Origin of the sequence: Pseudoalteromonas sp. 120-MNA-CIBAN-0494 (assembly GCF_040308885.1) — a bacterium.
In the GTDB taxonomy this organism is placed as follows: domain Bacteria; phylum Pseudomonadota; class Gammaproteobacteria; order Enterobacterales; family Alteromonadaceae; genus Pseudoalteromonas; species Pseudoalteromonas nigrifaciens.
The window spans coordinates 1-260 of sequence record NZ_JBEOOE010000178.1; the positions used below are offsets into that span (position 1 = coordinate 1).

The window sequence follows — 260 nt, forward strand, 5'->3', positions numbered from 1 at the left end:
GTTAAATCTAATGGACAAAAATTATATTGGCTGGGCTAATTATTTAGCTCCGTTAGTAATGGGAACAACCAATTCTGATGAACTTATTGGTGAATTATCAGGCAGCTTTTGTTCTACCGACCCGGTTATTGCGAAAAACTTTGCTGAAGCGACTTTTTTATCTGATTATCGTTATCTACTAAAAGAGATTACACAACCGTGTTTAATTTTACAAAGTGAAAATGATGCCCTGGCAGCAACATCTGTTGGTGAGTTTATTG

Annotated in this window: 1 pseudogene; it reads left to right on the forward strand. The window is 35.8% G+C overall.

From position 1 onward, the window contains the following. Positions 1–260: pseudogene (locus AAEY55_RS18435) on the forward strand (sigma factor SigB regulation protein RsbQ); the annotation flags it as partial.